This is a genomic window from Streptomyces sp. NPDC024698 (assembly GCF_055559015.1).
Genome location: NZ_JBVHLK010000022.1, coordinates 1 through 24,545 on the forward strand (window position 1 = coordinate 1; position 24,545 = coordinate 24,545).

General features: G+C 73.4%; 23 protein-coding genes. 16 read left to right on the top strand and 7 right to left on the bottom strand.

What is annotated here, in order from left to right; genetic code table 11:
* Positions 1–112: 112 nt before the first annotated feature.
* Complete coding sequence (locus tag ACZ4AA_RS31850) at positions 113–526, bottom strand: winged helix-turn-helix transcriptional regulator (RefSeq protein WP_467610464.1); 414 nt, start codon at positions 524–526, stop codon at positions 113–115.
* 91 nt (positions 527–617) lie between these two features.
* Here ACZ4AA_RS31850 and ACZ4AA_RS31855 point away from each other — a divergent pair, with 91 nt between their 5' ends.
* The 3 genes from ACZ4AA_RS31855 (at position 618) to ACZ4AA_RS31865 (ending at position 3,371) form a co-directional block, all read left to right on the top strand.
* The gene (locus ACZ4AA_RS31855) at positions 618–1,472 is read left to right on the top strand and encodes an SDR family oxidoreductase (protein WP_467610466.1); all 855 of its coding nucleotides are present in this window, start codon (positions 618–620) and stop codon (positions 1,470–1,472) included.
* A gap of 211 nt (positions 1,473–1,683) precedes the next feature.
* The gene (gene rarD / locus ACZ4AA_RS31860) at positions 1,684–2,736 is read left to right on the top strand and encodes an EamA family transporter RarD (protein ID WP_467610468.1); all 1,053 of its coding nucleotides are present in this window, start codon (positions 1,684–1,686) and stop codon (positions 2,734–2,736) included.
* Positions 2,737–2,888: 152 nt separating this feature from the next.
* On the top strand, positions 2,889–3,371 hold the full coding sequence (locus ACZ4AA_RS31865) for a VOC family protein (RefSeq protein WP_467610472.1): 483 nt from the start codon (positions 2,889–2,891) through the stop codon (positions 3,369–3,371).
* A gap of 109 nt (positions 3,372–3,480) precedes the next feature.
* On the opposite strand, the gene ACZ4AA_RS31870 is transcribed toward ACZ4AA_RS31865, so the two are convergent.
* From ACZ4AA_RS31870 to ACZ4AA_RS31880, 3 genes are read right to left on the bottom strand one after another with little or no spacing between them, the layout of a single operon-like run.
* Complete coding sequence (locus tag ACZ4AA_RS31870) at positions 3,481–5,688, bottom strand: hypothetical protein (protein ID WP_467610474.1); 2,208 nt, start codon at positions 5,686–5,688, stop codon at positions 3,481–3,483.
* Between the two features lie 8 nt (positions 5,689–5,696).
* Positions 5,697–6,458, bottom strand: a complete 762-nt coding sequence (locus ACZ4AA_RS31875) for a hypothetical protein (RefSeq protein ID WP_467610477.1) — start codon at positions 6,456–6,458, stop codon at positions 5,697–5,699.
* A gap of 14 nt (positions 6,459–6,472) precedes the next feature.
* A complete protein-coding gene (locus ACZ4AA_RS31880; protein WP_467610480.1) occupies positions 6,473–7,507 on the bottom strand; it encodes a peptidoglycan DD-metalloendopeptidase family protein in 1,035 nt (344 codons plus the stop codon).
* 171 nt (positions 7,508–7,678) lie between these two features.
* Between ACZ4AA_RS31880 and ACZ4AA_RS31885 the strand changes: the two genes are divergently transcribed.
* The 11 genes from ACZ4AA_RS31885 to ACZ4AA_RS31935 all read left to right on the top strand — a co-directional run bounded on the left by ACZ4AA_RS31885 (position 7,679) and on the right by ACZ4AA_RS31935 (position 18,193).
* Positions 7,679–8,266, top strand: a complete 588-nt coding sequence (locus ACZ4AA_RS31885) for a DUF6668 family protein (RefSeq protein ID WP_467610483.1) — start codon at positions 7,679–7,681, stop codon at positions 8,264–8,266.
* A complete protein-coding gene (locus ACZ4AA_RS31890; protein ID WP_467610485.1) occupies positions 8,263–8,520 on the top strand; it encodes a hypothetical protein in 258 nt (85 codons plus the stop codon). Before ACZ4AA_RS31885 ends, ACZ4AA_RS31890 begins: the two co-directional genes overlap by 4 nt.
* Positions 8,521–8,882: 362 nt before the next feature.
* Complete coding sequence (locus tag ACZ4AA_RS31895) at positions 8,883–9,182, top strand: hypothetical protein (protein ID WP_328554028.1); 300 nt, start codon at positions 8,883–8,885, stop codon at positions 9,180–9,182.
* A gap of 39 nt (positions 9,183–9,221) precedes the next feature.
* Positions 9,222–9,989, top strand: coding sequence for a DUF8175 domain-containg protein (locus ACZ4AA_RS31900; RefSeq protein WP_467610488.1), 768 nt, complete (start codon positions 9,222–9,224; stop codon positions 9,987–9,989).
* 1 nt (position 9,990) lies between these two features.
* A complete protein-coding gene (locus ACZ4AA_RS31905) occupies positions 9,991–11,133 on the top strand; it encodes a hypothetical protein (RefSeq protein WP_467610490.1) in 1,143 nt (380 codons plus the stop codon).
* A gap of 136 nt (positions 11,134–11,269) precedes the next feature.
* Positions 11,270–12,763, top strand: a complete 1,494-nt coding sequence (locus ACZ4AA_RS31910; protein ID WP_467610492.1) for an SCO6880 family protein — start codon at positions 11,270–11,272, stop codon at positions 12,761–12,763.
* On the top strand, positions 12,760–14,286 hold the full coding sequence (locus ACZ4AA_RS31915; protein WP_467610494.1) for an ATP/GTP-binding protein: 1,527 nt from the start codon (positions 12,760–12,762) through the stop codon (positions 14,284–14,286). The genes ACZ4AA_RS31910 and ACZ4AA_RS31915 overlap by 4 nt, the downstream gene beginning before the upstream one ends.
* A 138-nt stretch (positions 14,287–14,424) precedes the next feature.
* Positions 14,425–16,182 (top strand): type IV secretory system conjugative DNA transfer family protein, encoded by a 1,758-nt coding sequence (locus ACZ4AA_RS31920; protein ID WP_467610496.1) that lies wholly within the window; start codon positions 14,425–14,427, stop codon positions 16,180–16,182.
* Complete coding sequence (locus tag ACZ4AA_RS31925; protein WP_467610499.1) at positions 16,179–16,631, top strand: DUF4913 domain-containing protein; 453 nt, start codon at positions 16,179–16,181, stop codon at positions 16,629–16,631. Before ACZ4AA_RS31920 ends, ACZ4AA_RS31925 begins: the two co-directional genes overlap by 4 nt.
* Positions 16,632–16,649: 18 nt before the next feature.
* Positions 16,650–16,961, top strand: a complete 312-nt coding sequence (locus tag ACZ4AA_RS31930) for a hypothetical protein (RefSeq protein ID WP_467610502.1) — start codon at positions 16,650–16,652, stop codon at positions 16,959–16,961.
* The gene (locus ACZ4AA_RS31935) at positions 16,958–18,193 is read left to right on the top strand and encodes a zeta toxin family protein (protein ID WP_467610505.1); all 1,236 of its coding nucleotides are present in this window, start codon (positions 16,958–16,960) and stop codon (positions 18,191–18,193) included. Before ACZ4AA_RS31930 ends, ACZ4AA_RS31935 begins: the two co-directional genes overlap by 4 nt.
* Positions 18,194–18,239: 46 nt before the next feature.
* Here the strand turns inward: ACZ4AA_RS31935 and ACZ4AA_RS31940 are convergent, their stop codons facing one another.
* Positions 18,240–18,797, bottom strand: a complete 558-nt coding sequence (locus tag ACZ4AA_RS31940; protein WP_467610507.1) for a hypothetical protein — start codon at positions 18,795–18,797, stop codon at positions 18,240–18,242.
* Positions 18,798–18,843: 46 nt separating this feature from the next.
* Between ACZ4AA_RS31940 and ACZ4AA_RS31945 the strand changes: the two genes are divergently transcribed.
* Together ACZ4AA_RS31945 and ACZ4AA_RS31950 are read left to right on the top strand one after the other, a co-directional pair.
* Entirely contained in the window at positions 18,844–21,510 is a 2,667-nt protein-coding gene (locus ACZ4AA_RS31945) for a hypothetical protein (RefSeq protein WP_467610509.1), read from the top strand.
* A 455-nt stretch (positions 21,511–21,965) separates the two neighbouring features.
* Positions 21,966–22,550: a flavodoxin family protein gene (locus tag ACZ4AA_RS31950; RefSeq protein ID WP_467610511.1), complete on the top strand. Its 585-nt coding sequence runs from the start codon at positions 21,966–21,968 to the stop codon at positions 22,548–22,550.
* A gap of 32 nt (positions 22,551–22,582) precedes the next feature.
* Here the strand turns inward: ACZ4AA_RS31950 and ACZ4AA_RS31955 are convergent, their stop codons facing one another.
* Positions 22,583–23,518 (bottom strand): ABC transporter permease, encoded by a 936-nt coding sequence (locus tag ACZ4AA_RS31955; protein ID WP_467610513.1) that lies wholly within the window; start codon positions 23,516–23,518, stop codon positions 22,583–22,585.
* Entirely contained in the window at positions 23,505–24,500 is a 996-nt protein-coding gene (locus tag ACZ4AA_RS31960) for an ABC transporter ATP-binding protein (protein ID WP_467610515.1), read from the bottom strand. Before ACZ4AA_RS31960 ends, ACZ4AA_RS31955 begins: the two co-directional genes overlap by 14 nt.
* Positions 24,501–24,545: the final 45 nt, after the last annotated feature.

Consider the following 24,545-nt stretch of genomic DNA (forward strand, 5'->3'; position numbering starts at 1 on the left):
TGGCCGACCAGCTCGACGCCGCCATCGAACAGAACGGCAAGGGCGACCTCGCCGCCCTCCTCGCCGGCGGCGACACCTGGACCGTCATCGGCTGAATCCGTCCGCGGCGGTTCTACGAGGCCCGGGGCCCGCGTCCCCGGGCTTCGTCGTACGCGCCGCGGGCCCGCTCGACGTCGGCCATGCGCTCACTGGTCCACAGCGCCAGCGACCGCACCTGCTCGGCGGCCTCACGGCCCAGGTCGGTCAGGGAGTAGTCGACCCGCGGCGGGATGACCGGCTTGGCGTCGCGGTGGACGAGCCCGTCGCGTTCCAGGGTCTGGAGGGTCTGGGTGAGCATCTTCTCGCTGACCCCCTTCCCGACCCTGCCGATCGCCCGGCGCAGCTCGCTGAAGCGGTACGACCGCTCCAGCAGCTCGATCAGGACGAGGACGCCCCAGCGGCTGGTGACGTGTTCCAGGACCAGGCGGTAGGGGCACATCGCCTCACCGGCGTCGTACCCGTCCGCTGCCTTCATACTTACGGCCATGCCAGTACCTTACTTCAAGGTGGGTACTTTCCAACAGTTAGTGCAGCTCCTAGGGTGAGTGTCATCCGCACCCCACAAGGAGATGTACGCCATGAGCATCGTCGTCACCGGAGCCACCGGACACCTCGGCCGTCACGTGATCGAACAGCTGCTGGAGAAGGTCCCCGCGGGGGAGATCACCGCCGTCGTGCGGGACGAGTCCAGGGCCGCCGACCTCGCGGCACGCGGTGTACGGCTCGCGGTCGCCGACTACAACACGCCCCAGACCTTCGACGGCCTGTTCGCGGCCGGTGACAAGGTGCTGCTGATCTCAGGCAACGAGTTCGACAAGGGCCGCGTGGAGCAGCACCGGGTCGTCATCGACGCCGCCAGGGCGGCCGGGGTCTCCCTGCTCGCCTACACCAGCGCCCCCGGCAGCCTGACGGCCGCGCTGGCCGACGACCACCGCGCCACCGAGGAGGTCCTGCTGGCCTCCGGACTGCCCTACTCGCTGCTGCGCAACGGCTGGTACCACGAGAACTACACCGAGAACCTCGCCCCGGTGCTCGCGCACGAAGCCGTCGTCCAGGCCGCGGGGGAGGGCCGGATCGCCTCCGCCGCGCGCGCCGACTACGCGGCCGCCGCCGTCGCGGTGCTGACCGGTGAGGGCCACGAGAACACCACGTACGAGCTGAGCGGCGACCAGGCGTGGGACTTCACCGAGTACGCCGCCGAGCTGAGCCGGCAGACCGGCAAGGAGATCGTCTACAACTCCGTGTCCCCCGAGGCCTTCGCCGCCATCCTGACCGGCGCCGGGCTGCCCGAGGGCTTCGCCGGGATCCTCGCGGGCGTCGACGTCTCGATCGAGAAGGGTGAGCTGGCCGCCACCTCGGGCGACCTGTCCCGGCTCACGGGCCGTCCGACCACGCCGATCGCCGAAGCCGTCGCGGTGGCGCTGAAGGGCTGAGGTCCCGGCACGAAGGACCGCGGTCCAGGCGGCTCCGGGCGCCCTCCTCCGCACCCCCACCTGTCATGACCGTATGGCGATACGGGCATGACAGGTGGGGGTCTCCGGCGCTACCTTCTTTCATGCTGCACGGAAGTTCCCCGACCTCACGGGGGCTACGGGGCGCGGGGCGCGACAGACGCCCGAGAGACCGTGGGAGAAGGAGACGCCGGTGGCCGGGCAGTCGAGGGGCGAGCAGCGCACAGGTCTGCTGAACGGCTTCGCGGCGTACGGGATGTGGGGGCTGGTCCCCCTGTTCTGGCCGCTGCTGAAGCCCGCCGGGGCGATCGAGATCCTCGCCCACCGCATGGTGTGGTCGCTGGCGGTGGTCGGTGTCCTGCTGCTGGTGATGCGGCGCTGGGCCTGGGCGGGCGAGCTGCTGCGGCAGCCGCGCAAACTGGGGCTGATCACGATCGCGGCGGCGGTCATCACCGTCAACTGGGGCGTCTACATCTGGGCGGTCAACTCCGGTCACGTGGTCGAGGCCTCGCTTGGCTACTTCATCAACCCCCTGGTCACCATCGCGATGGGCGTGCTGCTCCTCAAGGAGCGGCTGCGGCCGGTGCAGTGGACCGCCGTGGGGGTCGGCGCCGCGGCCGTCCTCGTCCTGACCATCGGCTACGGCCGCCCGCCGTGGATCTCCCTCTGCCTCGCGTTCTCCTTCGCCACGTACGGCCTGGTGAAGAAGAAGGTCAACCTCGGCGGCCTCGAATCGCTGGCCGCCGAGAGCACGATCCAGTTCCTGCCGGCGCTGGCGTATCTGCTGTGGCTGGGCTCGCGGGGCGACGCGACGTTCACCGCGCAGGGTGCGGGCCACGGCGCGCTGCTCGCGGCGACCGGCGTGGTCACCGCGATCCCGCTGATCCTGTTCGGCGCCGCCGCGATCCGTGTGCCGCTGTCCACCCTGGGCCTGCTCCAGTACATGGCCCCCGTGTTCCAGTTCCTCCTCGGCATCTTCTACTTCCACGAGGCCATGCCGGCCGAGCGGTGGGCCGGGTTCGCGCTGGTGTGGCTCGCGCTGTCGCTCCTGACGTTCGACGCGCTGCGTGCGGCGCGGCGGGGTGCGCTGGCCCTGCGGGAGGCGGCTCGCGCGAGCGCCGCGCAGACCGCGGCCGGGGGCGCCCCCGTCGAAGCGGCCGTCCTGGCGGTCCCCGTCGAGGCCGCCGGGATCGCCGCCGAGGCCGTCGGTTCCGCCGGACCGGCCGGTTCGCGCGGCATCGTCTAGCGGACGAGTGGACGAAGGGGCGGCCTCGCCGGGGTGACTCGCCGGGGCCGCCCCTTCGTGTCGTACGACCCGTACGACATCCCGTACGACATGAGGGCCGGCTCCGGCGAGTGACCTTGCCCGCCCGGTCGTGCAAGCACTATGAGTGGCCCATGACGCCGACTCCCGAGCCCGCGCCCGCTCCCGCACCCGTCCACTGGAAGCTCGTCATCGACTCCGCCGATCCGCACGCGCAGGCCGACTTCTGGTCCGCCGCGCTCGGCTACACGGTCGAGGACAACAGCCCCTTCATCGAGCAGTTGCTGACCCTCGGCGCCCTGCCGGCCGAGGCCACCGTCGACTTCCACGGCCGCCGGGCGTTCCGCGATCTGATCGCCGTACGGCATCCCGAGGACCCCTACGACCAGGAACGCGGCACCGGCCTCGGGCGGCGGCTTCTGTTCCAGCGGGTTCCCGAGCCGAAGACGGAGAAGAACCGGCTCCACCTCGACCTTCACCCCGTCGAGGGGCGCCGCGCCGAGGAGGTCACGCGGCTGACGGCGCTGGGGGCGAGCGTGCTGCGCGAGGTGAGGGAACCGGCCGGGGCGTGGACCGTGATGACGGACCCCGAGGGGAACGAGTTCTGCGTCCACTGACGCCGGACGTCCGACGGCTGGAGGGGGCGGCGGCGCGCGGTCGGGCCCGGCAGCGGAAGCTCCGCGCCCCCGGTTCGGCGCCCCCGGCTTGGTGCGGGGGCGCCGTCGCTCACTCGCCGTGGGCGCGGGGCGTCCGGGTGTACGGGTTGTCGCCCGCGACGCGGGCGCGTTCCGCCAGACGGGCCATGCGGGTGCGGGCCGATTCGAGCTGTTCGAGGTCGTCGGCGGCGGGGCCGTCGTCGGCCGCGAGCTCGGTCCACAGCCCGATCAGATCGCGTCCCAGGTGCAGACCCTGGAGGGGGTCGCGCACGGCACGCCACGCGGCGGCGGCGCTCTGCACGTTGCCGTAGGCCGCCCCGGTGTCGCGGTGGCGCCTGCGCACCCTCGCGAGATCCAGGGACAGATGGAACGACCTGAGCGCGTCACCGGCCAGGTAGGCGATGTACGCGGTCAGCTCGCGCAGCTTCAGCACCTCGGGGTGTTCCTGGCCCAGCGAGTGGGCCGCCTCCGCGACGGCGCGCTCCGCCATTCCCGCGGCGGCCTCGATCCGGCCCATCTTCACGGCCTCGTTGATCCGGGCGACGGGCTCCGCGAGGAACGCCGCCGCGGGGTCCCGTTCCGGGGCCGGCCCCCGGGGACCGGTCGCGAGGACCGCCTCGGCCACGGCGTCGAAGCCGCGGGCGGGAGTGGGCTTCGGGTCCGGTTCCGGCTCCGGGCCCAGCAGCGCAAGGGCCTCCATCGCGGAAGCGGGCTTCCGCTCCGGGGCGGGCGCCTTCGCTTCGGGCGCGGGCTTCGGCTCCGGGGCGCCGCCGGTCACCGGAGCCGGGCCGAACTCGCCCGTCGGAGCGGCCGCCGACTCCGGCACCGCCCGCAGGACACGCGTCGACGCGGCCCCGGGCAACGGCCTCGGTTCCGGCACCGCCCGCAGCACGAAGGTGGACGGAGTGGGAGTACCCGGTGCGACGGGCTGCTCGGCCGCAGGCGCCTGGCCGGGCCCCGCGACGACACCGTCGCCCGCCTGACCGGAGTCCGCGGCACGAACCACCGGCTCGGCCATGGCGGCGGGTGCGGGCGTGGGCGCGGAGGGTGCCGACGGCTCGGGCTGCGGCTGCGGCACGAAGGCGGCGGTCACTGCGGGCTCGGGCCCGCGCACGGGGGCGGGCTGCGCGTCCGGACGGACCGGCGGCTCCGGCACCGGATGCGGCACGAACTCCGCCGGTTCAGACCGGTGCGCGGGCGCCGGCCGAGACTCCGGACCGACAGACGGCTGCGGAACCGGATGCGGCACGAACTCCGCCGTCACCGCGGGCTCCGGGCTGCGCACCGGGGCGCGCTGCGGCTCCGGAGCGAACTCCGGGCGCGCCGGCGGCTCGGGCGAGGGCGGTGCCATGGGCGGGTAGGCGGGCGCGGGGGCCGACTCGGAGCTCGCCGCCGGGGTGGAGGGAGCCTCGCTCTCCGGTGCCGGGACCGGCCGCGCACTCGATTCCGGCACCGCGCGCAGAACGTAGGTCGCCTTGTCCCGACGCGGAGCGGCCGGAGCCTGAGCCGATTCCGATTCCGATGCCGGAGCCGATGGCGAAGCCGGAGCCGATACCGATGGCGGAGCCGGAGCCCGAGCCGGGGCCGGTGCGTCGGCGTACGACGGCGCGGGCGAGAGCGGAGCGGCCGGCTGCTCCGGACGCCGCTGGGCGGGCGGCTGCGGCTGCGGCGCCCCCTGAACCGGCGCCTGCGGAACCTCACCGACCGAGGACCGCGGGTGCTCCTGAACGGGGCCCCGCGGGTGCCCCTGAACCGGGGGACGCGGGTGCTCCTCCGCCCCGTACCCGGAGCGGCGCTCCTGGACGGGCGGCTGCGGACGGTGTTCCGGTGCCCGGTGCTGCTGCGCGCCGTGGTCCGGGGACCGGGGCGGGAGGTTCCGGTGGTCGGGGTGCTGCGCGGGGGGTGCCACGCGTACCGGCTCCGCGGTGTAGCGGCTGGAGCCGTCGACGTGCACCTGGAGCGGTACGACGTAGCCGATGCGTTCGTCGTGGATGCTGGCCAGGACCGGGTGGCCGGTGGCCAGGGCGAGGCGGTGCAGGTAGTTCAGGATCGCGCCCTGGACCGTCTCACCAGGCGCGGCCACGACCGGCATCCCGCCGACCGTGGCACAGCCCCGCGCCCCCGCGGCACCGGGCACGGCGGCCCCCGCCACGGCGTCCGCGGACGCCGGTACGTGCACCTCGATCGGCGTCGTCCCCGCGGCCGGCTGCCCTCCGGCACCGGCCGCCGAGCGCTGCCGCTTGAGTTCCCGCTTCTGTTCGCGGCTGAGTCGAGACATCGGTTCCCTCACGAAGGGGTGGTCGAGGACGGGGTCGGGGACAGCGTCGGGGCCGGGGGCGAAGCCGGCGTCGAGGGCGAGGGCGCGGAGCTCGACGGCGGGGCAGGCGGGTCCGCCGCCTCCACGGTCGTCACCTCGGCGACGTGCCAAGGACGGCCACCGCCCGCCCGGGTGAGTTTGAGGTAGACGTTCGCGCGCGGACCCGTGCCCGTCCAGCCGTCACGGCCGTGGGCCGTGCCCTCCACGAACAGGGCGCGGTAGGCGAGGACCGCCGTGTCGGCGGGGCCGTCGGCGTCGTCGTCCGGGGTCACCTTCACGGTGGTCCAGGCGCGGTGACCGGCCCAGGTGTTCCACTCGGCGCCCGCCCCGCTCGCGGGGTGGTACGACCGCTCGGCCGCGGCCTTGGCCGGGGTGAGCCAGCGGGTGGAACGCATCATGGCGTCGTGGGGACCGTAGTCGTACTTCGTGTCATAGCCGTACGCCACCTCCGCCCACGCCTCCGATACTTCCGTCGCGTCCTTCCCGTCGACACCCGACGGGTTCGGCACGTGTGCGTCCGTGCCCAGCGGCCTGCCCGGTGGGAGGGACGCCTTCGGCGCCACGGACGGCACCGCGGAGGGCGGTGAACCCGGAACGCCCACGTCTTCACGATGGTCCCGCAGGCCACAGCCCGTCAACGCCAGAAGCCCGGTCACGGACACGACCGCCAGCGCGGCGACCGTCCTGCCGCGTGTCCCGGCACGGACCGCCGTCCTCCGTGTCGTCCTCATCCTCGCCTCCCTCCTCACTTCAGTCCCAGCCAGGGTGCCGGATCCACGTACTTGCCGTTCTGCTGGACCTCGAAGTGCGCGTGCGGCCCGGTCGAGTAGCCGGTGGAACCGACCTCGCCGAGCTGCTGGCCGACCTGGACGTGCTGGCCCACGTGCACGCTGAGGCTGCGCATGTGGTTGTACGTCGTCGAGATGCTGTCCCCGTCGATGGTCCCGTGCGAGATGACCACACGGTTGCCGTATCCGTTGGACCAGCCCGCGAAGGTGACCGTGCCGTCCCGGGCCGCCCGGAACGGCGTACCCGCCGGGGCGCCGAAGTCGATGCCGGTGTGCAGTTTGTAGACGTGCAGGATCGGATGCATGCGCATCCCGAACGGCGAGGTCACGGGCGGGTTGCCGGCGATCGGCATCGCCAACTGCTGCCCGGCGGGGATCTTGCCCGGCGGATCGTCCACCGACGCGTACTTGGGTATCAGGGACTTGATACGGGCGACGTAGTTACGGGTCTCGGTGTACGGCGGCATGCCGTGGTACTGGTGGATCGCGCCGGGGCCCGCGTTGTACGCCGCGAGCGCGAGGTCGAGGGTCTCGCCGCTCGCCTCGCCGCGGCTCTTGTAGCCCTCGACCGTCTTGGCGAGGGCGCAGTCGTAGCGGCCCTGGGCCATGATCGCGTCACCGGGGTCGAACGGCGAGGCCCGGCCGTTGCCGTCGTCGTCCTTGCCCCAGTTCGGCCAGGTCCCCGGCATGAACTGCGACAGGCCCTCGGCACCGACCGGAGAACGGGCCTCGGGGTTCCAGCCCGACTCGGCCTCGATCTGCGCGGCGATGACGGCGGGCTTGATGACCGCGCACATGGCGCCCGCCTTGAGCACCCAGGGAACGTAACTCTGCGGCACGGAACCGTCCTTCAGTCCCCCGCTCGCGCCGGGTTCCGGATCTTCCTCGCTCGCCGCCCCGCTCACCGCGACCATCATGACCACCGGCATCATCACGGCGGCCAGGCAACCGCCCACCACCCAGGTCATGGTGGATCCGCCCCCGTTGGACATCGGCCCCCCTCAGCCTCATCTTCCGGTCGTGTACATGCAGTCGAGTCTCTCCGTTCCCACCCGATTCCCGCGTCACCGCGGCGTCACAGGCTCGTCCCAGGAACTCACGCCCCGTTACCCAACTCGCCCGCGCACCGGGAGGATCGGAGCACCGACGAGGGGAGAGGACCCATGCAGGGGATCGAGGGGGTGGCGGTGCGGGCCGACGAGGGCGCGGCCGTGCGCGGGAACAACGGCGCGATACCGCGCGGGCCGGGCGGGCCCGAGATATGGATCCGCGGGGCGGTCGGGGAACCGGAACAGCCGCCGCAGCGGTACGAGGAGGAGCAACGCGCGCCGCGCATGCGGCAGTTCTCCTGGATAGCCACGCACGGAGGAGCCGGCTCCTCCACGCTCGCCACCGTCTTCGGCGGCCATGACGCGGGCCGCGACTGGCCCCGCCCGGACCGGGGCGAGCCGGCCTCGGTGCTGCTCGTCGGGCGCACGCACGCGGCGGGCCTGGACGCCGTGTCGCACACCCTGGACATCTTCCGGCGCGGCGACGCTCCGCCCGGGCTCGACCTCGACGCCATCGTGCTGGTCGCGGACGCGCCGGGCCGGCTGCCGCGTCAACTCACCCAGCGCATCAAGGTGATCAACTCCGTCATCGACGTCTACCGGGTGCCCTGGATGCCCGCGTGGCGCACCGGCGACCTCGCCGGACCACCGCCGCGCGAGGCGGCCGCCCTGGCCCGGCTCACGGGAAGGACGGCGCCGTGACCGCCCTGCACGCGCTCGCCACCGCCCCGCTGGCCGTACAGGCGGAGGTCACCCACCAGCTCGACTTCGTCCTCGGCATCATCGCCTGGCTCGTCACGGCCGCCGGCGTGGCGGGGCTGATGATCGTGGGCTCCCGGATGGCCCTGGCCGTCAAGACCGGTGAGTTCGAGGAGCACTTGCACCAGTTCCTGATGGTGCTGGGCGCCTGTGTCATCGGCGCCACGGCGGGACCGATCGTCGGCTTCGTGCTCTGACCCGCTCCGCCGTCAGGCGCCTCGCACCCCGGCGCCCCTTCTGAGACACCATCGCATCTGATGGTGTCTCAGCTGTTTTCCAGGTCCCCGACCTCGTCTTTCATGACGGTCTCTTCCCGTCTGTCACGGACACGTCACCGACAGGTGCTGGATTCCCACATCGCTTGGCCTCGGCCCACCGAAGTCGCCAAGCTCACTGTGCACCGGGAAACACAGGGCGTCCCACCGATCCTCATCGCCCTCAAGCAACCGCTCACAGCAAGCACGTACCGCTCGTACCGAGCAAGTGCCGCTCAGCTCCGGTGAGTTCCGCATGCGTCCAGGACGGGTGCGCGAGCCGCCGGCCATATCGGGGAGACAGCATGTTCAAGGCGATAGCAGCCCAGGCCCACCAGTACGTCTACCTGGCGGACGGGAAGATCCCCGACCCCAACCGTGACGCGCCGGGCGCGCTGACCGGCAAGGTCGACACCGTCCTCGGCATCCTCGCCTGGGCGGGCACCGCGGCGGGTGTCGCGGGTGTGCTCATCACCGGCGCCATGATGGCGATCTCGATGCGCCGCGGCGAGGGCTCGGAGCACATGGGCCGCCTCGGCATGGTGCTCGGCGGCTGTGTCCTGGTGGCCACCGCGGGCCCCGTCGTCACCTTCGTGTTCGCCTGACCGACGCTCCGTCAGAGCCTGAGCGAAGGGAGCGCAACCATGCTGAACTCCAGGCCCCAAGGGGGCAGCGGAGAGTGGGAACAGCCGTTCTGGCAGCAGCGAGGCTGGATCCTGTCGGCCGGCTTCCTGCTGGTGCTGCTCGTACTCGCCGGTCTCACGATGATCAGCGGCGGCGGCAGGACGCCGGCGAACACGTCGGGCGACGACGGGCCCGTCCCGTCCGCGGACGCGGACCGGCCCCGTGGCGGCCGGCCGGACACCCGTCCCGCCGGCTGCCGCACCGACGACGACGACCAGGCCAAGCCCACGCGGGCCCCGAAGGACTTCACATGGAAGGCCGACGGCACGGGCCTGGTGCCGGTCTCCAGGACGGTGGGCCCGCTCACGTTCGCCGGACCGGTCTGGTCCTGCTTCGCGCACACGCCGATGGGCTCCGTCATGGCCGCCCACGCCATCACCGACCACCTGAGCTACCCGGGCTGGCGGAAGGTCGTCTCCCGGCAGGTCGTTCCCGGCGCGGGCCGCGACGCACTCGTCGCGAGCCGTACGGCGGCGGGCGACAAACCGACCTCGGGCGAGCCCGACGGGGGCGGCTACGCGGGCTTCACCGTCCTGTCGTACGACAAGGAGAAGTCCACCGTGATGTTCGTCGTGCGGGTCCCCGGCAAGAACGCCTACGGCACCGCCTCGGTGACGCTGCGCTGGCTGGACGGCGACTGGAAACTCTCGCCCGACACCGACGGGACGGTCTATTCGGGCATGTCGCAGATCAGCGGCACCAAGGGCTTCGTCACCTGGGAGGTGTGAGATGTCGTGTTCCTGGCGGGTGTACGACTGTGTGATCGACGAGGTCGGCACACAGCTCACCGACAGTGCCGTGGTGGCCTTCGCCAAGGCGATCGGCGACGCGACCGCGGCCGTGCTCAAGGCGCTCAACGGCGTGTGGATGCACGTCGACGTGGGAGACGCCTCCGGGCCCATCGCCAAGATCGACGGGGAGGTGGACTGGCTCGTCGGTTACGTGGCCGTGGCCTCGCTGCTGATCGCGGCGATCCGCATGGCGCTGGAGCGCAAGGGCCAGCCGATGAAGCAGGCGTTCATGGGGATGTGGAAGGTCATCCTCGTCGGCGCGGTCGCCGTGCCGGTGGTGCAGGCGCTCACCCGGGCCTCCGACCTGTACGCGCAGGACGTGTACGAGAAGTCCGACCTCGGCGACAAGGCGTCGACGATGCTCGGGGTGCTCACGCTCGACCAGCCGGGCCTCATCCTCATCTTCGGCCTGCTGGTGATGCTGTCGAGCTTCGTGCAGATCTGTCTGATGTACATCCGCATCGGCGTCATGATCATGCTGGTCGGCACGCTGCCGCTGGCCGCCGTCTCCTCCATGACCGGATGGGGCGAGGGCTGGTGGAAGAAGCACGTCGGCTGGCTCGCGGCCTGGCTGCTGTACAAACCGGCGGCCGCGCTGATCATCTACTCCGCCACCTCGATGACCGACGGCACCAAGAACCTCGACCAGACCATCGCCGGCATGGGCATGTTGATCATGGCCGTGTTCGCCCTTCCCGCGCTCCTCAAGCTGATCGTTCCGGCGACGGCGGCGCTCGGCGGCACCTCGGGCGGCACGGTCACCCTGAACGCGGTCAACAACGTGGCCACCGGCGCCGTCAGCATCGCCGCGGGCGGTGCCGGCGGAGGCGGCGGGGGCGCCGCCGGTCCGCAGGGCTCGCCGTCCGCGGGCGCCGGGGCTCCGGCGAGCGGTGGCGCGGGTGCGGCCGGAGGCGCGGGTGGCGCGGCGGCGGGCGGCGCGGCCGCCGCGGGCGCGGCCACGGGCGGCGCGACCCTCGCCGTGCAGGCCGCGGCGGTCGCCGTGCAGACCGGTGTCGCGGCGGCGAGCGAAGTGGCCAACTCCCTGAACGACAACGACGGCATGAAGGGCCACAACCAGTAACGGCCGCGAGGCCGAGGAGCCATCGCGCTCAGCGGGTTCCGGGGCGACGCGCCTCCCGCCGCCACAGGGGCGGCCGCCGCCCCGGAGCCCCACCCCTCTCACGTATCCAGCGCTTCGAGCCGGAAGAAGGAACCCCATGTCCACCGACGCCATGACGCGTCCCACGTACGGGAACTGGCGCAGGCCCCGCCGTCCCGGACTCGGTCCGCTGGGCCTGCTCGGCACCGTCGTCGCCTTCGGCGGACTGCTGGTGGCCCTGCTGGCCTCGCTGGTGTCGCTGACGGCCGCGATCGTCGTCCTCGTACCCGTCGCGCTCTTCCTCGCCCCGCTGGCGCTGCGCACGGTCGACGGCCGCAACGTCTACCAGGTCCTCGCGATCCGCGTCGGCTGGACGCGGCGCAAGTCGTCCGGCTCGCACACCTACCTCTCCGGACCGCTGTCCAAGCGCCCCGGCGGCCGCTACCAGCCGCCCGGACTGCTCGCGCGCACCCGGATGCACGAGGGCCGCGACGCCTACAACCGTCCCTTCGGCGTGCTGCACCACCCGGGCCGCGGCCTGTACACGGTGGTCCTGGCCTGCGAACCCGACGGCGGTTCACTGGTCGACCCCGCTCAGATCGACATCTGGGTCGCCTCCTGGGGCGACTGGCTCGCACGGCTCTCGCACGAGCCGGGCCTGCGCGGCGCCCAGGTCGTCGTGGAGACCGCCCCGGACACCGGGACCCGGCTCGCGGCCGAGGTGCTCCCCCGGATCGCCCCCGACGCGCCGGCCGCCGCGCGCGCCGTGATGGAGGAGGTCGTCGAGCGCTATCCGTCGGCGTCCTCCGAGATGCACACCTACATCGCCCTGACCTACGGCCCGACGGGCGGCCCCAAGCGCGGCACGGACGACATCGTCACCGACCTGTCGATGCGGCTGCCCGGGCTGCTGTCCGGGCTGGTCGCGGCGGGCGGCGGCAGCGCCTACCCGCTGGCGGCCGACCGGCTCGCCGAGGTCGTCCGGGTGGCGTACGACCCCGCCATCGCGCCCGACGTGCTCAGCGCCCGCGCCGAGCACGCCGAGACCGGGGTGGAGTGGGCCGACGCGGGCCCGGCCGCGGCCGTGGAGACCGTCACCTCGTACAAGCACGACTCGGGCGTCTCGCGGACCTGGATGCTGACGCTCGCGCCGCGCGGCACGGTCCGTTCCAGCGTGCTGCGCGGGCTCCTCGAACCGGCTCCGGGCACCCGGCGCAAGCGGGTCTCCCTGATCTACCGGCCCATCGACCCGGCGACCTCGGCCCGCATCGTCGAGTCCGACCGGCGCACCGCGCACTTCATGGCGGGCTCGCGGCGCGGTCTCGTGCAGGCGCGGGCCAGTTCGGAGATGCAGGCCGCCGAGCAGACCGCGGCCGAGGAGGCGGCGGGCGCCGGACTCGTGGAGTTCTCGCTGATGATGACCGTCACCGTCGACGGCGAGGAGCAGTTGCAGGACGCGGGCATCACCGTGCGCAACCTCCAGGCCTCGTCGCGCATCCTGATGCGCCCCGCCGACCGGATGCAGGCCGCGGCCTTCACCTGCACGCTGCCGGTCGGTCTGCTCCCGTGGGAGCACACCCTCGTCCCGTACCAGATCAGGGAGGCACTGTGAGCAGGCGGCAGGCGCAGGGGAACCCGGTCACCGCGCCGCCGCGCGGCTGGTACGGCCCCGCGGGCGGCCAGGTCGGGCATGTCGACCCGCCCGCGCTGTGGCGCGCGACCACCGTGCAGGCGTGCGGGCTGTGGCCGTTCACGGCCGGCTCGGGCGCGCCGATGACCGGGGTGCCGCTCGGGCAGCATCTGCACACCGGGGCGACCGTGTGCGGTGATCCCATCTCCTGGTTCACCCGGGCCCGTTACATCTCCAACCCGTCGCTCTTCATGCTCGGCATGCCGGGCCTCGGCAAGTCGACCCTGGTCAACCGCATGCTCATCGGCATGTCCGCGACCGGCATCACGCCGCTGGTCCTCGGCGACCTCAAGCCCGACTACGCCGACACCGTACGGGCGCTGGGCGGCCAGGTGATCTCCATCGGGCGCGGGGTCGGCGGCATCAACGTCCTCGACCCGGGCGCGATGGGCGAGGCGGCGGCCCGGATCGGGGGCGAGCGCGGCCGGATCCTGGCCGCGGAGGCGCACGGCCGGGTCCTGAACATGGTCGCCGCGCTGATCACCATCGTGCGCGGGCGACCGATGGACGACCACGAGCAGTCGGTGCTGTCCGCCTGTCTGCACCACCTGGCGGAGCGTACGAAGCCGGGGCGGCCGCCGCTCCTGCCGGATCTGCTGAAGGTGCTGGACGAGGGTCCCGACCGGGTCCGCGCGGTGACGCTGGACCGTGGCAACGAGGCCCGCTACCAGGAGGCCGTGGACCCGCTGCACCGCTCGCTCCTCGGAGTGCTCGACGGCCCGCTCGGCGACACCTTCGCCAGTGAGACGTCCACCCGGATCGACCCGGCGTCGCCCGCGGTCTGCGTGGACATCTCCCGGATCGGTGAGGCCGACACCCAGCTGACGGCCGCCGCGATGCTCGCGGCCTGGTCGGACGGGCTCGGCACGGTCGCCGCCGCGCACGCGCTCGCCGACGCCGGACTCGCCCCGCAGCGCTGGTTCTTCACCGTCCTCGACGAGCTGTGGCGCCCGCTGCGGGCCGCCTCCGGCATCGTGGAGCGGATCGACGCGCTGACCCGGCTGAACCGGTCGCTCGGCCTCGGCGACGCGAAGATCACCCACACGCTGAAGGACGCCGAGGCCCTCGGCAGCGAGTCCGACCGCGCCAAGGCGCGGGGCTTCGTGGAGCGGGCGGGCATGGTCGTCTGCGCCGGGCTTCCGCGTTCGGAGATGCGGGAACTCGGCGAGATCGTCGGCATGTCCGAGCGCGAGATCGAACTCGTGTCGTCCTGGTCGTCCCCGCCCGGCTGGGCCAGCACCGGCGGCAACGAGGAGCCACCCGGACGCGGACGCTTCCTGATCAAGGTGGGCGGCCGCCCCGGCATCCCGATCAAGGTGTCCATCACGGACACCGAACGGGCCCTGCACAACACGAACACCCGCTGGTCGGAGGCGGGCAAACCGTCCCTGCACAAGGGAAATCCGAGCCCGTCCGGGGGAAGTTCCAGCCCGTCCGGCGTTTGAGGACGAAGGGCCAACTCCAGCCCGTCCGGCGTTTGAGGACCCGCGCGGAGCGCGGCGGGGGGGGCGGCCGGGGGCACCGCCCCGGGATGGGACGGGCAGGGGCGGCGGGGGCGAGAAAGATCCAACGGGGGAGCAGAGATGAGCAGCACACGCAAGGCGGGACCCGGAGCCGGGGAGGACGTCCTCCCCTGGATCGTGCCGGGAGCCGCGTTCCTCATCGGCACCGTGTTCCTCGGCGCCTGGCTGGGCGGAACCCTGGGCGCGGCGGCGAGCGGCAGCGGCTGGCACCCGCCACCGTTCGCGCTGTCCACCCTCTCGACGCTGGTCGAGAAGGGCCCGGCCCCGCTGTGGCCGACGGCCTCACCGACCGCGCTCGCCGCGGGCATGGCCACGGTCTTCGGAGCCGTCGTGGCGGTGATCACCGCCCTGATCGTGCTCGTACGACGCCGGGTGACCGCGCCCACCGGCCTCGCGGGCCGCAAGGAACTGGCCGCGCTCCTGCCCAAGGGCGCCGCCCGGCGAGCCCGTGAACTCCGGCCGGGGCTGGCCAAGCAGGGAAAGGTCACCGCGGACGACACCGGGAACCTGATCGGCAACCTGGAACCCCGGGGCCCGGAACTGCGCTCCAGCTACGAGGACGTCGAACTCGACCTGATGGCGCCCCGCGCGGGCAAGTCCACCGGCATAGCGGTCCCACGCGTCCTGCGGGCCCGCGGCAGTGTGCTCCTGACGTCGAACAAGGCGGACGTGTACAGCGTGACGCGGGCGGAACGCGAACGGGTGGGCCGGGTCTGGACGTTCGACCCCCAGGGCATCGCCCACACCCCGCGCGGCCTGTGGTGGGACATGCTCGCGGAGGCGGCGACGATCGAGGGCGCCCGCCGGCTGGCCGGTCACTTCGTCGGCGCGGTCAACGACGACGCCTCCCGCCGCGACTTCTGGATCTCGGCCGCCCAGAACACGCTCACCGCCCTGTTCCACGCGGCCCAGCGCGGCGGGCGGCCCATCGGCGAGGTCCTCGCCTGGCTCGCCGACCCGGCCGACCGCACCCCCGTCGACCTGCTGCGCGACGCCGGGATGACGGCGCTCGCGGACCAGCTGAACGGCACCGTGCAGGGCGCGGTGGAGACCCGGGACGGCATCTACGAGACCAGCCGCCAGTGCGTGGCCTGTCTCCTCGACCCGGGGATCGCCGCCTGGGTGACCCCGGATCCCGCGCTGCCCCAGTTCTTCCCCGACCGGCACGTCCTGTCCCGCGACACGCTCTTCCTCCTCTCCAAGGACGGCGGCGGATCGGCGGCCGGTGTCGTCGCCGCCGCCGCGGATTCCGTGCTGCGTGCGGGAGTTCTCGCCGCCGAACGGATGGGCGGACGCCTCGAACCGCCGATGACGGCGGTCCTCGACGAGGCGGCGAACGTCTGCCGGATCTCCGATCTCCCCGACCTGTACTCGCACTTCGGCTCACGGGGCATCAACATCGTGACGCTGCTCCAGAGTTACCGGCAGGGCTCACGCGTCTGGGGCGAGGCGGGCATGGACGCCCTCTGGTCGGCCGCGACCATCAAGCTGCTCGGCGCGGGACTGGACGACGCCGACTTCGTGGAGAAGATCTCCCGGCTGGTCGGCGAGCACGACGTGTCGACGGTCAGCTGGTCCAAGGGCAGGGAGGGCCGGTCCCGGTCGACCTCGTACCGCCTGGAGCGCATCCTGCCCGCCGACCGCATCCGCGCCCTGCCCAAGGGCACCGCCCTGCTGCTGGCCACCGGCATCAGGCCCGCCCTGGTCCGGCTGCGCCCCTGGTACGCCGAACCGGGCGCCGAGCGCGTCGCGACGGCGGCGCAGGCTGAGGTGAAGGCCATCACCGCCCGCGCGACCGAGAGGATCACCACCCGATGACGCCCCTCGACGACGGGCAACAGCCCTCCGGCGCACCACCGTTCATCCTCTGCCTCGACAGTCCCGAGTACGCCGAGGAGATGGGCCTGCTGGCCGTGTGGGTGGGTGACCTGCTCCTGCCCGTCTACGGCCGGGAGGTCACCTCGCAGCAGCCCTGGTGCCCCCGCTGGTGGGAGCACCCGGAGGCGGTCGCCCGGCTGCACGGGCTGTGGCTGGCCTGGCAGGAGCACACCGACCCGGCGGCGGGCGCCTCGGGACCCGCCGTCTGGCACCGGGACCACCTCGGCGCCGTACTGTCCGAACTACGGTCACCCAGCGGCCCGTTCGCGGGCTGCAAGGGCGGCAGCCACCGCCCGAAGACGCCACCCGCGGTCGAGTCGTACGAGGACGCCGTCGCCGCGTCCCGGCAGCGGCCCGGCCCGGATCCGTACGAGACCAGTCTCTGGTGAAGGAGGAACACTCCGCCCATGAACGACACCCCCGCGCCCGGCGCGTCCGCCGCAGGATCGGCCCCCTCGCTCCGCGCCTACCTCGGCCTCTACGCGGCCGGATTCGTGGAACGTGAGCAGATGATCGCGACCGTCGCCGCCTGGCCCTTCGAGGCCGAGGAGGGACGGGACGAGGGGCACCCCGAGCCGACCCACCAGGACAACACACTCTCCGTGCTCGCCGCGGCACGGCTGCTCGGGCAGGTGGCCCGCGAGGACGTGGAGGAGATCCAGCGCAGGATCGACAGCCGGCCGGACGGCCCGGCGGACGGGGCCGAGCGGCGGCCATGACCACGGGCGAGAGACCGGAGGCGGGGCTCAGACCCGAATACCGCGCGCTGTACCGGGAGTTGCAGACCCGGATGTCACCCGGCGGCGATCTCGCCCCGGGCGACGCCGACACGTTCGGACGGTTCCGGCGCGGCGCGCTGTGGACGCCGGATCGCGAGCGGATGCACTCGGCGATCCTGGAGGAGTTCACCGCTCGCTGCGCGGGCATGCCGCGCGACGGCCATGCCGCTCTGCTCACCGCCGGGGCGCCCGGGGCAGGGAAGGGCGGCGCGCTGCGCGGGCTCGGCGACTGGCAGGGGCGCGACGACGAACTGGGCCGGGCCCTGAGGCGGGCCCACGGCATCGACGTACGCGACTACGTGGTCCTGGACCCGGACGACTTCAAGGTCGCGCTCTTCGAGCACGGCGGATCGCCCCGACTGCCGCACCACGCGCGCGAGTTGTCCGACAGACGGCCGCTCGCGCCGTCCGAGACGGCCTCGCTCACGCACCGCGAGTCGGCCTTCCTCCAGGAGGTCTTCGAGCAGTGGGCACGCGCCGAGGGCTACAACCTTCTCTACGACGCGACCCTGCGCGACCAGCGCTGGAACGAGAGACTCCTCGGCGATCTGCGCGCCGACGGCTACGACCGGCGCGTCCTGCTCTCGGTCGAGGTCCCCGTCGAGCAGTGCCTCGCGCAGAACGCCGGCCGCTGGCAGCACGGCCGCACCGAGTTCGACGCGGGCCGTGACCGCTACGGCGGACGCATGGCCCCCGAGGTCATGATCGAGGACCTGTACGCGCGCGGCACCTCGGGACGCGGCTTCTCCGTCGGCCGCGAGAACGCGGAGAAGCTGGTCGAGGGGGGACTGGCCACGGCGCTGATCACCTCGGAGCGGGGCGTGTTCCCCACCGGGCGGGGAACGGGGGCGGCTCCGGTGCCGGGGCTGGGTGTGCCGGGCGGTGCGGTGACGGGGGCCGGGGTCCCGGTCGGTGCGGTGCCCGGGAGCGGGGTCCCGGTCGGTGGGGTGCCGGGGGCCGGCGTGCCGGGCGGTGCGGTGACGGGGGCCGGCGTGCCGGGCGGGTTTCGGCAGGGGGACGCCACGATCCGGGTCGCCACCGCCGCGCGCCTGCGGTCCGGTGGCGGGAGCGCCGTCCCGGCGGCCGGAGGGACACCGGGCGCTCCGGGCGCCGCGTCTCCGGCGGCCGCCGGTGTACCGCGCGCGGTCCCCCGGGCCCCGCGAACGCCGTGAGTGCGGTGAGTGGCGGAGTGCGGGGGGCTGTGGAGTTCGGGAGGGGCTATGCGTCCAACTGGGGTCCGGTCCGGTCGAGGCCGTCCAGGATGCGGCGCTTGCGGGCGATGTTCTCCAGGAGCGCGGTCCGCTCGAAGCGGTGCGGGGACTTCTCGTACACCTCACGGCCGCGCTCCGAGGTGAACGACTCCTCGGGGACGCGATCGGCGGCCTGCGGAAGGAACTTGAGGACCTCCTCGACCGCGGCGAGCGCGAACGCGGAACCCTCGCGCCGCGCGGGCCGCCCGGCGGGCGGTGTGTGCAACAGCCGCAGCCCGGTGTCCGTGGCCACCTGGTCGGCAACCCACAGGAACTCCCCGGGGTCGATGATCCGCGAGGGCTCGGGCCCGCCGAACGCCGGTGGCGCGGGCGGGAGTTCGTCGGTCAGCCGGAACGCGAAGGAGCGGGCGCGGCCGCACCGGGGGCAGACGCCCTCGTACACCGCGACCAGGACACCGTCACGCTCGTCGAGACGGTGCTCGCGCTCGAAGCTCTCCGCCCCGCACGCGCACGCGTGCAGGTCCATGTAGAGGTGTGCTTCCTGCGTCGAACGGGCGATCAGCATGCCAAGATCTTACGTGCCACGAGGCAGTTCAAGGGGGAAAGTGCCAGTGGACCAGGAACCGCTCGACCGCGGGAACGCCGGCCGTCCGGACCGGCCGGCGGTCCGGGGGGACGCCCGTCCGGACCGTCCAGGGCCGGGCGCGGGACCGCGTGCGGAGCCCGTCGTCATCACCGCGACCGACGTCGCGGGCAGCCGCTTCGTCTCGGGCATCGGCACCGCGCCCGGTCCCGGACGGCAGACGGCCGTCCTCGCGCAGGCGGAGAGCACGCTGCCGATGGTCGTGCAGAGCCTGTACGGGCAGCGGCTGAGCTCGGTCGAACTGCGGTCCGGCGCCGCGGGCGACCGCTTCTTCGCGCTCACCGACGACCGGGGCCGGAACCTCACCCTGCGGCTGGACGCCGTACCGCTCCCCTCCGGCACGGTGGCGCGGACCCATGTCAACACCACCTCGGACCAGCACGTCGTCCAGCTCTCCGACCGGATGGACCCGCGCCAGGTGGGCCGGGCGCTGAGCCACGAGGTCGGCGAACTGCTCGCGGTGCGCGACCGGGCGACCCGTGCCGCCGCCGGTGACCCCGAGGTCGCGGGCGTCGCCCCGAACCGCGCCGACCTGCTGGCCCGCGGCGGGCTCGGGAGCGCGGAGCGGCGCCTGAGTCTGACCGAGGAGGACCTGGGCCGGATCGGTGAACTGAACCATCTGGCCGCCCGCATGGACGACGCCACGCTCGACGCGAGCCAACGCGCCGAGTCACGCGCCGAGTTGTCGGCGCTCATCGATCACACCGGGCTGCGACCGCTGGCTCCGGTCGGCTCGGACCGCCATGCGCCTGAGCTCCGGGCCGCCGACATCCGCCGCGACCTCGTCGATCCCCATCTGACCCCGTCGGCGGTCGGCGCCCTGCGCGAACTGGCCGTACCCGTCGAGCGGTTGGGGGCGGCCGACGCCGCCGAGCTGTACGCGTTCCGGGCGCGCGCCGAGCACGCCCGGCCCCTCGGCGCGCCCGCCGACGTCCCTCCCCTCCCTGGACTCGGGCCCGACGGCTCCCCCCTCCCCCGCGAGGAGCTCGCCGCGGCGGCGGTCCGGGCGGCCGACGAGCGCACCCGGGCCGGAGCCGCCACCCTGGACGAGCTGCGCGCGGAGATCGCGGCGACCGGCGAGTGGCCCACCCGGCGGATCGCCGTCGGCGGTGGCGCGAGCCTCGTCGGACGCGACCCCGAGGCCCTGCTCGTCGACGCCCGCGGCCGCTGGCATCTGGACCCGGGCGAGGGCATCGTCCAGTCCCCCGACCAGACGAGGGACATGCGGGCCAACGGGCTCGGCGACGCCCACCAGTTCGCCGATCCGACCGCTCGGGTGCCGCGCGACGCGGTCCGTCTGTGGGAGGACCAGCTCGCCGTGCGCGGGCCGCTCGTCGACGGGACGGCGGCCCTGGTCCCGGGGCCGGACGGCCGTCTCTACGCCCACATCCGGCCCGCCGACGGTTCTCCCGACCTCTATGTGAAGGTCGAGGGCACGCCGACCGTGGCCACCGGGCTGCCGCCGGAGATGGTGCCGGGCGTCGACCGCCGCGACGCGGTGAATCTGCCGGAGGCGCTCGACGCCGTACGGGGGCAGCTGCCCGCCGACTCACCGGCGCACGCCCGGCTGACCGGGGAGGTCGGCGCGGAGCGGGCGCTCCAGGTGCTGCGGGAGGAAGGGATCCTCGACACGCTGCGCTCGGACGGCGCGGCGCGGGCCGCGCTCCAGACGCTGGACGCGACCGCCCTGTGGGAGCGGGCGCGGGCCGCCGCGCCCGGCCGTGTCTTCCTCGGGGACGAGATCGCGGAGGGCCGCTTCGACGCGAGCGCCGCGGCCGCGGCGGGCGCCCCGAAGACGTGGCTGGTCGCGGGCGCCGGCGGCACCGGGGTGGCCAACGCCGAGATCATCCTGGAGGCCGACCCCGATGCGCGGGTCACCATCTACGGGCCCAACCTGCCACCCGCGCTGGAGAACCAGGTGCAGTTCACCGCGCTGCGGGAGCGGTTCGTGAGCGAGTACGGGGGTGACGGCCGCCTCACCATCGACATCGATCCCGGCAACCGGGTCGGTGCCGTGCGGCTGTCCACCGGGCCGGACGGCAGCCCGCGGTTCCGGGAGGGGAACGTGGAGGCGGACGCGTATGTGGCGAGCCTCGGGCGGACCGCGCCGATGCCGGAGGCTCTGCGGGAGCTGAGCGAGCGGACGCGGGACGGGGGCGGGCGGGTGCGCGGGGACTTGATGTTCGACCGGGACCGGCAGTACCTCGGGTACGGCGTCACCTTCGAGGCGGGGGGAAGGCAGCACCGGGTGGAGGTGACCGGTGCGGCCTCGCAGCTGCTGCCCCGGGACGTCTTTCCCCGGGACACCCAGGCCGCCCTGACCGCGATGGCCGTCCGGCAGGTGCCTTCCCAGAGCGGTAACGCCGCTCCGGGGTTCGCTCCCGTGGCCCAGCAGACGGCGCGGCTCGCGGAGGCGCGGACGCACGGGACGGTGGAGCGGCACGCGTCGGTTCCGGAGGGCTGGGGGAGGCCGGCCGTGGCGGGCGCGACGCCACAGGCCAACCCGGTGGCGAACGCGGCCCGCCTCCAGTCCGGGCGCCGGTCCGCGTCCCCGACCCCGACCGGGGGCGTGCCCGGCACCGGCACGCCGGGCCCGACTCCCCGCGTGCAGCATCCGCCGCGGCCGGGACGGTAGGCCGGTCCGTCCGGTGGGTGGGTCGGGGCCGTGCCGGTGCATCAGCCCGTCGCCGTTGGATGAGGGGTGACCGTCGGTGGCGACGGGCATCGATGTACCGGCACGTCCCCTCACGCGCGTACCCGGCTGCGGGTACATCGCGGTGGCGGCCGTCCCGAACGATTCAGCCCCGGAAAGATTCAGCCCCTCCGGCGATTGAGGAGCGGGGGTCCGGGGGCGGCGCCCCAGGGGTGGCCCGCCCTTCGGGTTCCGGGGATCATCCTGCCCCTCCGGCGTTTGAGGAGCGGCGGTCCGGGGGCGGTGCCCCCGTGTTCGGGTCGGGTAGGGGCGGAGGGGGCGAAAGAAGGCTGTCGCAGGTGCAGGTCCGGTGGAGGGGGCCACCCTGGACAGGTAGATGCGCGTGCATATATTGTTCACGCGTGCCATCGACCGCCGACACATCCCAGGGGGCACCCATGACCCGCCGATTCCTGTTCGTGCTCGGCAGCAGCCGCCCCGGCGGCAACACCGAGACCCTGGCCCGCAGGGCCGCCGAACAACTGCCCGTGGAGACAGAGCAGCACTGGCTGTCCCTGGCCGAGCACCCGCTCCCCGACTTCGTGGACCTCCGCCGGGACGCCGACCACGTACCCCCTCCCGCCGCGAGCACGACAGCCCTGCTGCTCGACGCCACCCTCGCGGCCACCGACATCGTGATCGCCTCGCCGCTGTACTGGTACGCGGTGTCCGGACTGACCAAGCGCTACCTGGACCACTGGTCCGGCTGGCTCCGTACACCCGGCGTCGACTTCAAGGCCACCCTGGCCGGCCGCACCCTCTGGGGCGTCACCGCGCTCGCGCACGAGGAGCCCGAGGTCGCCGGCCCGCTGATCGGCACGTTGAACCACACCGCGGCCTACATGGAGATGCGCTTCGGCGGAGTCCTGCTCGGCAACGGCAGCGGGCGCGGCGACGTACTGAATGACACCGCGGCGCTGACCCGTGCGAAGACCTTCTTCGCGCAGGAACCGCCGCTCGCCCGTTTCCCGTACGAGCGGTGAGGCACCCGGCGTACCGGCGGTGACGCGTCCGCTCAGGCGGTGATGTCCTTCGTCGTGAACCGCGCCCACGCGGCCGACCCGAACACGGCGACGTACAGGCCCTGGAGGCCGAGGTCGCGGACCAGGCCGTCCCAGTAGACGGGGTCGCGCATGAGGTCGGCGAAGGACAGCCAGTAGTGCGAGAAGAAGTACGGCTGGAGCGCGTGCAGTTGCGGGATCTGGTCGAGGATCTGGACGGTGATCAGGAGCCCGACCGTCGTCGCCATGGCCGCGATGCCGCTGTTGGTGAGCGTGGAGACGAACAGGCCCAACGCGGCGACCCCGGTCAGTGAGGCGGCCACGACCAGGGCGATGAGCAGTGCCCTGCCGAGCCCCTCGGCGAAACCGATACGGGTCCCGGAGATCGTGGTCAGCTCGCCCAGCGGGAACAGCAGGGCGCCCACCGCGAACGCCGACACCGCCACCACCAGCGTCGCCACCAGGCAGAACGTCATCGTCGTCGCGTACTTCGTGAGCAGCAGCCGGGTGCGGCCGGCGGGCGCGACCAGGAGATAGCGCAGGGTGCCGGCGTTGGCCTCGCCCGCGATCGCGTCGCCCGCGATGACGCCGATCGCCATCGGCAGGAAGAAGGGGAGCGTCGCGGCCAGGCCGGTGAACACCAGGAACAGTCCGTTGTTGGTGATCTGCGCGATGAACGCGGGGCCCTGACCACCATCTCCGCCCGCGGACGAGCCGCCGTCCGTCTCGACCTTCACGGCGACACCGATGAGGATCGGCACGGCCGCGAGCACGCCGAGCAGCGCGATCGTCCGCCAGCGACGGAAGGTGGTGACGAGTTCGTCGCGGAAGAGCCCGAAGGTCCACAGCGGGCTCGGGCCGCGACGGGACCCCCGTTCTCGACGGGACCCCGGCTCCTGACCGGACCCCGGTTCCGCGTCCTGCTGCGGCAGACTCTCAGCCCGCGACATCGAACCCCTCCCCGGTCAGCGCCACGAACGCGTCCTCCAGCGAAGCCCGTTCGACCCCGAAGCCGCGGACGCGGACGCCCGCCGTGACCAACGCGGCGTTCAGTTCGGCGAGTTCGCCGTCGGGTCGCTCCGCGGTCACCCCCGCCTCGGTGACGACGAGATCCATGACGCCCTGTTCCTTGAGAACCCGTACCGCGTCCCCGGTGTCCGGGGTCGTCACCACCAGACGGCCCCGCGCACCGGCCGCGAGATCGGCCACGGGACCCTGGACGACGAGCCGCCCCTGGGTCATCACGGCCGCGTGGGTGCAGACCTGCTCGATCTCGTCGAGCAGGTGCGAGGAGAGGAAGACGGTCGTGCCGTCGGAGGCCAGCTCCCTGACCAGCGAACGGATTTCGCGCATGCCCTGAGGATCGAGCCCGTTGGTCGGCTCGTCCAGGACGAGCAGCCGGCGGGGCTGGAGCAGCGCGGCCGCGAGTCCGAGCCGCTGCTTCATGCCCAGGGAGTACGCCCTCGCCTTCTTTCCCGCCGCCGCGGACAGTCCGACCCGGTCCAGCGCGGTCTCGACGCGTGCCCTGCGGGTGCGGGGGTCGGCGGTCGGGTCCGCGGAGTCGTACCGGAGGAGGTTGTCCCGCCCGGAGAGGAAGCCGTACAGCGCGGGGCCCTCGATCAGGGCCCCGACGTGCGGGAGCACGGTGCGCGCGGACCGGGGCATGGGCCGCCCCAGCACGCTCGCCGTGCCCGAGGTCGGCTCGATCAGGCCCATCAGCATGCGGATGGTGGTGGTCTTGCCCGAGCCGTTGGGCCCGAGGAAGCCGAAGACGCTGCCCGCCGGGACGGTGAGGTCCAGGCCGTCGACGGCGAGCTGTCCGCCGCGGTACCGCTTGCTCAGCGCACGGGTCGCGATCACCGCGTCCTCGCCGGGGACGGCGGCGCCCGCGTCCCGCGCCGGGCCCGGCCGGCCGGCGGACAGCTTCTCCATGGACTCCCTCGGTTCGCTTCCGCGCGGCCCTGGGGCCGGGCGGAC

Excerpts from the sequence above, each read along its gene's own strand:
- ACZ4AA_RS31900 (WP_467610488.1), top strand. The coding sequence starts at position 9,222 with ATGCTGAACTCCAGGCCCCAAGGGGGCAGCGGAGAGTGGGAACAGCCG.
- ACZ4AA_RS31880 (WP_467610480.1), bottom strand. The coding sequence starts at position 7,507 with ATGTCCAACGGGGGCGGATCCACCATGACCTGGGTGGTGGGCGGTTGC.
- ACZ4AA_RS31955 (WP_467610513.1), bottom strand. The coding sequence starts at position 23,518 with ATGTCGCGGGCTGAGAGTCTGCCGCAGCAGGACGCGGAACCGGGGTCC.
- ACZ4AA_RS31875 (WP_467610477.1), bottom strand. The coding sequence starts at position 6,458 with ATGAGGACGACACGGAGGACGGCGGTCCGTGCCGGGACACGCGGCAGG.
- ACZ4AA_RS31850 (WP_467610464.1), bottom strand. The coding sequence starts at position 526 with ATGGCCGTAAGTATGAAGGCAGCGGACGGGTACGACGCCGGTGAGGCG.
- ACZ4AA_RS31925 (WP_467610499.1), top strand. The coding sequence starts at position 16,179 with ATGACGCCCCTCGACGACGGGCAACAGCCCTCCGGCGCACCACCGTTC.
- ACZ4AA_RS31960 (WP_467610515.1), bottom strand. The coding sequence starts at position 24,500 with ATGGAGAAGCTGTCCGCCGGCCGGCCGGGCCCGGCGCGGGACGCGGGC.
- ACZ4AA_RS31870 (WP_467610474.1), bottom strand. The coding sequence starts at position 5,688 with ATGTCTCGACTCAGCCGCGAACAGAAGCGGGAACTCAAGCGGCAGCGC.
- ACZ4AA_RS31935 (WP_467610505.1), top strand. The coding sequence starts at position 16,958 with ATGACCACGGGCGAGAGACCGGAGGCGGGGCTCAGACCCGAATACCGC.
- ACZ4AA_RS31865 (WP_467610472.1), top strand. The coding sequence starts at position 2,889 with ATGACGCCGACTCCCGAGCCCGCGCCCGCTCCCGCACCCGTCCACTGG.
- ACZ4AA_RS31855 (WP_467610466.1), top strand. The coding sequence starts at position 618 with ATGAGCATCGTCGTCACCGGAGCCACCGGACACCTCGGCCGTCACGTG.
- ACZ4AA_RS31930 (WP_467610502.1), top strand. The coding sequence starts at position 16,650 with ATGAACGACACCCCCGCGCCCGGCGCGTCCGCCGCAGGATCGGCCCCC.
- ACZ4AA_RS31940 (WP_467610507.1), bottom strand. The coding sequence starts at position 18,797 with ATGCTGATCGCCCGTTCGACGCAGGAAGCACACCTCTACATGGACCTG.
- ACZ4AA_RS31885 (WP_467610483.1), top strand. The coding sequence starts at position 7,679 with ATGCAGGGGATCGAGGGGGTGGCGGTGCGGGCCGACGAGGGCGCGGCC.
- ACZ4AA_RS31950 (WP_467610511.1), top strand. The coding sequence starts at position 21,966 with ATGACCCGCCGATTCCTGTTCGTGCTCGGCAGCAGCCGCCCCGGCGGC.
- ACZ4AA_RS31910 (WP_467610492.1), top strand. The coding sequence starts at position 11,270 with ATGTCCACCGACGCCATGACGCGTCCCACGTACGGGAACTGGCGCAGG.
- ACZ4AA_RS31895 (WP_328554028.1), top strand. The coding sequence starts at position 8,883 with ATGTTCAAGGCGATAGCAGCCCAGGCCCACCAGTACGTCTACCTGGCG.
- ACZ4AA_RS31920 (WP_467610496.1), top strand. The coding sequence starts at position 14,425 with ATGAGCAGCACACGCAAGGCGGGACCCGGAGCCGGGGAGGACGTCCTC.
- ACZ4AA_RS31905 (WP_467610490.1), top strand. The coding sequence starts at position 9,991 with ATGTCGTGTTCCTGGCGGGTGTACGACTGTGTGATCGACGAGGTCGGC.